The 6,644-nt window shown below is 68.9% G+C and carries 6 protein-coding genes and 1 pseudogene; 2 read left to right on the forward strand and 5 right to left on the reverse strand.

Features of this window, described 5'->3' with window-relative positions; all coding sequences use genetic code 11:
* Positions 1 to 502: 502 nt before the first annotated feature.
* The 4 genes from DD1DGNOD_RS16510 to DD1DGNOD_RS30545 all read right to left on the reverse strand — a co-directional run bounded on the left by DD1DGNOD_RS16510 (position 503) and on the right by DD1DGNOD_RS30545 (position 3,477).
* Positions 503 to 1,363 carry a hypothetical protein gene (locus DD1DGNOD_RS16510; RefSeq protein ID WP_241255780.1) on the reverse strand — a complete coding sequence of 287 codons (861 nt, stop codon included), beginning with the start codon at positions 1,361 to 1,363 and terminating at the stop codon, positions 503 to 505.
* A complete protein-coding gene (locus DD1DGNOD_RS16515; protein ID WP_131770526.1) occupies positions 1,329 to 2,093 on the reverse strand; it encodes an AraC family transcriptional regulator in 765 nt (254 codons plus the stop codon). The genes DD1DGNOD_RS16510 and DD1DGNOD_RS16515 overlap by 35 nt, the downstream gene beginning before the upstream one ends.
* A gap of 125 nt (positions 2,094 to 2,218) precedes the next feature.
* Positions 2,219 to 3,139: a phosphotransferase gene (locus DD1DGNOD_RS16520; RefSeq protein ID WP_206443233.1), complete on the reverse strand. Its 921-nt coding sequence runs from the start codon at positions 3,137 to 3,139 to the stop codon at positions 2,219 to 2,221.
* Positions 3,140 to 3,354: 215 nt separating this feature from the next.
* Positions 3,355 to 3,477, reverse strand: a complete 123-nt coding sequence (locus DD1DGNOD_RS30545; protein WP_283234711.1) for a hypothetical protein — start codon at positions 3,475 to 3,477, stop codon at positions 3,355 to 3,357.
* A 386-nt stretch (positions 3,478 to 3,863) separates the two neighbouring features.
* Between DD1DGNOD_RS30545 and DD1DGNOD_RS16525 the strand changes: the two genes are divergently transcribed.
* Both DD1DGNOD_RS16525 and DD1DGNOD_RS16530 read left to right on the forward strand, forming a co-directional pair.
* Positions 3,864 to 5,432, forward strand: coding sequence for an FAD-dependent monooxygenase (locus DD1DGNOD_RS16525; RefSeq protein ID WP_165036786.1), 1,569 nt, complete (start codon positions 3,864 to 3,866; stop codon positions 5,430 to 5,432).
* A 328-nt stretch (positions 5,433 to 5,760) separates the two neighbouring features.
* Positions 5,761 to 6,282 carry a glyoxalase gene (locus DD1DGNOD_RS16530; RefSeq protein WP_241255781.1) on the forward strand — a complete coding sequence of 174 codons (522 nt, stop codon included), beginning with the start codon at positions 5,761 to 5,763 and terminating at the stop codon, positions 6,280 to 6,282.
* Between the two features lie 125 nt (positions 6,283 to 6,407).
* Here the strand turns inward: DD1DGNOD_RS16530 and DD1DGNOD_RS28205 are convergent.
* Positions 6,408 to 6,644 (reverse strand): annotated as a pseudogene (locus DD1DGNOD_RS28205) (hypothetical protein); the annotation flags it as partial.

A 6,644-nucleotide genomic window follows, 5' to 3' on the forward strand; every position in this document is an offset into this window, starting at 1 on the left:
TCTCGGACCGAGAGCGACCCGGAGCGGGGGTACTGGAGCCGTGGCGGAGCCGCGACAGCTTCCGCTCCAGCGTTTCGCAGCCAGCATCCAGACTGGATCTGGACCACTACAGTGAGGCTCGGGCATCGACCGCCTCGACGGTGGCCGTGGCGACCGCCGCGTCATCTCTAGCTTCCCGCCTGCGCCTACAGTGCCCATCCAATGACGCCAGAGAGTCGTCGTGCTTTTCCGCTGGTAGGAGGCCTGCTTGTGCGATCGGCGATTGTGATTGTGGGGCCGGGGATGGTGGGGTGGTGGTTCGGGTTGTGCCCGGTTCTGTCCACTGGTCACTGTGACTATTGGTGTGACCTGGCATTTTGTCACATTTCTTGCCTGGTGCAAAGCTCGCACAATCCGAACCGCTGCCTGGTTCGCTCGGGCAGGTCCTGTGGGGCTCCAGGGTTCGGTCACCGGTGTTGAGCTGACCCTCTTCGCGATCCATGCTGCGCAGGTCCCGCTCGTATTAGCGCAGCCGTCCGTTCGCGCGCAGCGTTTGCACGGCTTTCAGGGTCACCAGGCCGCGCCATTCGTCTGCCTGTGCGGGCGACCAGGCGGCCCAGTCGAACGTCCAGCCCCCGTCGTCTTGTTGGCCCGCTTCCAGCTCGTCGAGGCAGATGCTGATCTGTTCGTCGGTGAACAGCGCCCGGCTTCTTGCGGCGGGGCGTGGGGAGAGCGTCAGAGCGGTGAGTGTCTCGTCTGCGGTGCCGCCCGGCACGGGCACCGATCCGTCTGGTCGTAGCAGGGCCCGCAGGGTTTCGAGGACCTGGGTTGCCCGGTCGGCGTCGGCGCTGTTGTCGAGGAAGTCGAGGGCGTATTTCAACCAGTAGGCGTTCAGGTCCTCGACGTGGCGCAGGCGCTGCCAGCACCACTCGTTGGCCAGGTCGAGCCAGTCGGTGCGGGCGCTAGCCGCGCCGAGCAGCGCGGCCAGCCCGAACGTGAGATGCGAGCCGCCGTCGGGCACCATCCATGCTGCGAGCGGGTACCCGGCGGCGGTCGGGAGCACGAACGGCACGCCGCCGTCCGGCTCGGCCACCCCGGCCACCCAGGTCGCCACGTCGGCGAGCGGGTGACCGAGCGCGTCGAGTTCGTCGAGGACTTCGAGCGCGTGCAGGGTCGAGGTCGTCTCGCTGTACGGGCCACGGACATCGGGCTCCAGTGCGTGCCCGTACCCGCCGTCGGAGTTGCGGTACGCCGCCAGGGCCGTCAGCACCGGGGCGCGGGGAGCGTCGTGCAGCACGACCGCCATCCGGTGGCGGTCCAACAATCGGGCCGAAGAGTGGATGAACTGCTCAGCGGCAGGAACGTCGACAGGCATGGCGTCCATGCTGGAGATCGGCCGGTGGCGGGTCTTCCATGAATCGGACGAGATACCGCGACGGGCTCAGCCCGGTCAACGCCCGCACCTCATCGGACATGTGCGCCTGGCTGGCATACCCGGCCTCAAGCGCCCGCTCGACCAACGTCGATCCGGGCCCGCGGGTCAGGCGACACAGCCGAAGAACCCGAGCCAACACCTTGGGTGCATAGCCCACCGCGGCCAGGGTGCGACGGTGGAGCTGTCGTTCGCTGATCCCGAGTCCGGCGGCAACTGTCGCGATCCGTGCGTCCGGGCGTCCCAGCCAACACGCCGCCGCTGTCACCACGGGATCAGGCGTGACCTGTCGCCAGCGTACGACGTGAGCCAGCAGCCGCAACCGGTCGGTTGTGGACGCCGCAGCGAGCCGTTCCGCCAGCCGCGCAGCCTCCTGGCCGAACACGTCCTCGGCGTTCACCTGGCAGTTGCGTACCTCCGACGCAGGCCGGCCGAGAAAGCCGCCCGCCGCGCCTGGCCGCAACCGCAGTCCGCTGGACCGCGACCCGGCTGGCAGCCACACGGTACGCGGCCCGGTATCGGGACCGGCGATCACCAGTTCACGCTCGGCGAGCCAGATCAGATCAACACACCCGTCCGGCACGATCAACTGCTGCCCGCCAGCGCTCATCCGCTCCCACAGGCACGCAACCACGCCCTGTAGGTCAACCGGCGGCGAATACTCGCGATACTCCACAGCCATCACAGCCAGGTTAAGGCAATCCAGCGACGCTCAGCCTGGATGCACCGCCCGACATGGGACCAGTCCGTAACACCACGAAGCCCTGAACCCAAGACCGTAGGTGTAGAGGGTGTGACTGCCGGCTTCTACGACCAGCCGGTCCGAACTCGCAGCCAGTCGAGTGCGGCTTGCCCTTGTGCGGCTTGGAACGGCCGCAGGGTCGGAAGTCCGGGCGGGGCGGGCTGGCGCGACTTCTGGATGAAGAACCCGGCCACGGCGGCGATGGTCGCGGTCACCGCGTCCGCGTCCGCGCCGCGTGCCACCGGATGGGCATCGAAGATGTCCTCGGGAGCGGGACCGCCCTGCATCCGCACGCTCGGCAGCATCGCGAGCAGGTCAAACCACGGCGCCGCGACACACGCCCACGGCCAGTCGACCACCACGACCCGGTCCGGGGTGAGCAGGAGGTTGTCGGCACGCAGGTCGGCGTGGACGAGACCGTCTCCGGTGGCCGCCTCCGCCCACCCGGTCTCGAGATCCGCGAGGGCGTCCAGATGCCGGCGAGCCCAGGGGTCGAGAGTGTCCAGATTCTCCTGCCCGGCGAGGCTGTTCGGTGCCCGCCCGGCCGGCGGCGAGGCGGCGGCGAGCCGACGCCATCCGTGGAAGTCCTCGCCGAACCGCTCGACGACCGTGGGGGCGTCGAGCGGCGACGGTGTCAGTGCCGCGGCGAGATCGGCGAGGGCGTCTAGGACCCGGTCGAGCTGGTCTTTCCGCCAGGGCAGGTCGGGTGGCGCTCCATCGACGTCCTCGAACACCAGGACCACCCAGCCGCGGGCCTCGAACGTCGCGATCAGGCGCGGCGCGGGCGCGGTCAGCGGTAGTCGCGCCGCGATCCTCCCCTCGACTCGGTGGAGGACGGGGGAGTCGGGGTTGGGCTGCGGCCCCACCGCCTTGGCGAAGACCCGTCTGCCGTCGGCGAGCCGTAACCTGGCGGCGACGCCGGGAGAGAAACCGCCGGTCTGGTTGGTGGCCTCGGCGACCGGTGTGCCCAGGTGGGACTCGACCATGCGACACAGATCCGTCGGTATTCCCGACCATGGCAGCCGCATGCCGATCGCGGGTGGCGCGCCCCGGTCTTCCGGCTCGCCTCCATCGTTGGTCTGCACCGGGGCATGATCGCGCCGTGGGCACGTGAGCGCAACCGAGTTTGCCGGGCATCGGTCACTTCGGGGATCGGCCCGTCACCATCTCGCCAGCCGCATGTGGTGCTTCTGCCTTTCAGTTACCAGCCAACGATCCTGCGGGAGTACAGGTCGAGGACGACCGCGAGGTACAGCCAGTCCTGCCCGGTCGGGATGTAGGTGACGTCCGGTTTCCCGGCGGTTTCCCCGGTCGACCAGCGCATGACGTGGTTTACCGGGTGCTAACGCGACAACAGCCTGTTGCAGCCCGGCATGCTCGCGACTCCGCGCTCATGACCCTCGCCGTGCGGGACCACGCTGAGCCCTGAGGACGGCGTGCGTTGCCCAGGGGATCGCAGCTTTTTACCTCGCGCGCCGTCTTGCGAGGAGGTTGTCCGTCCGTGTCTGGATGTCGAGGGAAGGTGGAATGGCCATTCCTTCCATTTCTAACCTATAGCACGCCGGGGGGCTTGCGGCAAGACCCAGTTCATGCCGCAGAATCCGTGACCGAGGCCGGAACCCAGAGAATTAGGAGCCGCGGAATGCGCGTGTTGTCGTCGATGGCCGGGTCGCACGGGAAGGCGACGAAATGCTGCGCGAGGAGCAGTCGATGATGGATCCCGACGTGATCATTGTGGGCGCTGGTCCGACCGGCCTGATGCTGGCCAGCGAGCTGCGCCTGGCCGGAGTCCGGCCGCTGGTACTGGAGCGGCAGCCGCTGTTGTGGGAGACGCCGAAGGCGAACGGTTTCAGCGGTCAGATCGTGGAGCTGCTGCGCTACCGGGGCCTGCTGGAACGGGTCGAAGCGGCCAGTGTCGGTCCGATCCACACGGCCCCTCGGGTCCAGTTCGGCGGCGTGCACCTGGACCTCTCACCTCTGGCGGTTTCCCCGATCTGGGGCGTGCATCTCCCTCAGCCGCGACTCGAACGCCTGCTCGACGAGCACGCCCGCGAACTCGGCGCTGTCATCCGCCGCGGACACGAGGTGCTGGGCATCGGTCAGGATGACGCTGCGGTGACCGCGGACGTGCGCGGTCCGCAGGGGCTGTATCGGGCGAGAGCCCACTACCTGGTGGGCTGCGACGGCCCGCGCAGCCGCGTCCGTGACCTCGCCGGCATCGACTTCGCCGGCACGACCTATCCAGAAGCCAATCGGCTGGGCCAGGTCACCCTGCCCGATTCCGTGACGCGTCTCGACAATGGCGACCTCGACCTCCCCGGGCTCGGCAGGGTCCGCGCAGGTTCCTTCACCCGGACCGGCCGCGGCGTGTTCGGGTTCGGGTGGCTCACCCCGGAGGTCCTGCTCGTCCAGACGACCGAGGACGAGCCCGCCGACGTCGACGAGGACGAGGACGAGCCGATGACTCTGACCGAGTTCCAGGACAGCATCCGCCGGGTACTCGGCGCGGACCTTCCCGTCGAAGAAGTGATCCGGTTGTCACGCTACGGCTTCCAGGCCCGGCAGGCCGAAAGGTACCGCGACGGACGTTTCCTGCTGGCCGGCGACGCGGCTCACCAGTTTCCCGCCACGGGCATCGGCATCAACGTCGGCATGCTCGATGCCGTCAACCTCGCCTGGAAACTGGCCGCCGACATCCACGGCTGGGCGCCGACCGGCCTGCTGGACACCTACCACGACGAGCGCCATTTCGCCGGCGCCCGCGCCATGCTCCAGACCCAGGCACAAGTGGCACTGCGTCGCGGCCAGGACCCGGCCGCCGACGCGCTCCGGGAGCTCTTCCTGGAACTGTGCGCCGACGAGCAGCCCTTGCATCGCATCGGAACCATGATCGCCGGCGCGGACGTCCGCTACCCGCCGCACAACCCCAACCAGCACGCCCTGACCGGCGCCTTCGCGCCCAACCTCACCCTCCACACCGGCCAGGGTGCGACCAGCGTCGCGGAACTTGGGCGCACCGCACGGCCCATCCTCCTCGACCTCGCAGACCGTCCCGAGCTCCGTGCAGCCGCCCAGGACTGGCAGCACCGCATCGATATCCACTCCGCCAAAACCGATCAGCGGCCAGCCGACGCCCTTCTCATACGTCCGGACGCCTACATCGCCTGGGCCGCCGCCCTCGACGAGACCGTCGACACCGCTGGGCTCACGCTGCGAGCAGCACTCTCCCGCTGGTTCGGCACCCCTGAGATGACAGCTCCCGCCGTTCGGCTCTCCTGATCAGTCCACCGGACATCGCCAGGAACCCTTAACCTGTTGCGGACATCTCGACCCGTAGCGCGGCTCGACCTCTGCGGGGGCCACACCACCACCGTGGGGCATGCTGGCCCGGTCCCGCGATGGCGGCACTGCGGCTACGGTTGCCAGCCACGATGGCCAGAAGTCCCGTGCAAGACCGCCGGCCGGTCGGAGTTCAGGCTGAGCTTCACCCCGGCTGGCGTGCGCCCTGTCCGTCCCGGGACGCCGGCTGTCCGGTTGCGGCGCCGGATTCACCGACGAGCCTGGCCTACGCTGTTCGGGCACCGGGATCGCTTGGGAGGCCGAGAACATGTCCGCGAGCATCAGGGCCAACACTGCGACCGAGCCGTTCGCCGGAGTGACCGGGCTCCATCACATCCAGTTGGCCGTCCCCGCTGGGTGCGAGGATGCGTGCCGAGCGTTCTGGGTCGACGTTGTCGGGCTGACCGAGGTGTCGAAGCCCGCCCCGATGGCCGCCCGGGGCGGGGCCTGGTTCCGTGGGCCGGGGTTCGAGTTGCACGTCGGCGTCACGGCGGACTTCACGCCCGCGTCGAAGGCGCATCCGGCGATCCTGGTGAACGACATCGACGCGCTGGCCGTGCGCCTCGCCGATGCCAGCATCGCGCCGGTCTGGGCGCACGACTTTCCCGGCCACCGGCACTTCTACGTCGCCGACCCGGTCGGCAACCGGATCGAGTTCCTGATGCCAGATGCAGTCGCCTGCTCGGCTGAGCGGGTCTCCGGTCGCATTGCGGAGATCCCACAGCTCATGTTCCAGATGCATGAACGGCGTCGCCGTCGCGTGTCGCGCTGGCAGCCCGAACTGTTGTGACCAGCTGGCCGGTGGGCTGCTCGGCGTCGGCGTAGATCGCCTGCCCGCAGCACACACCGCAGCCGGCGTCCCTGGGCTGCGCGGCGGCGTTGCCAATCAAGCAACTTGACGTCGTCCAGGGCCATCTAGCCCAGGCCACGCTGGCCGACAGCAGCGGAGCCACACCGGACCGTCGGGCCGTGTGCCGGAACCGAGAACGTCACCCCAGGCGTACGGGTCATCGGGCAGTCGTAGGCGATGCGTCGGTGGTGGTACGACGGCGTTGTCGTGCGTTTCCGCTGGTAGGCGGCCTGTTTGTGTGATCGGGGATGGAGATTGTGGGGCCGGGGATGGTGGGGTGGTGGTTCGGGTTGTGCCCGGTT

Source organism: Candidatus Protofrankia californiensis, from assembly GCF_900634765.1.
In the GTDB taxonomy this organism is placed as follows: domain Bacteria; phylum Actinomycetota; class Actinomycetes; order Frankiales; family Frankiaceae; genus Protofrankia; species Protofrankia californiensis.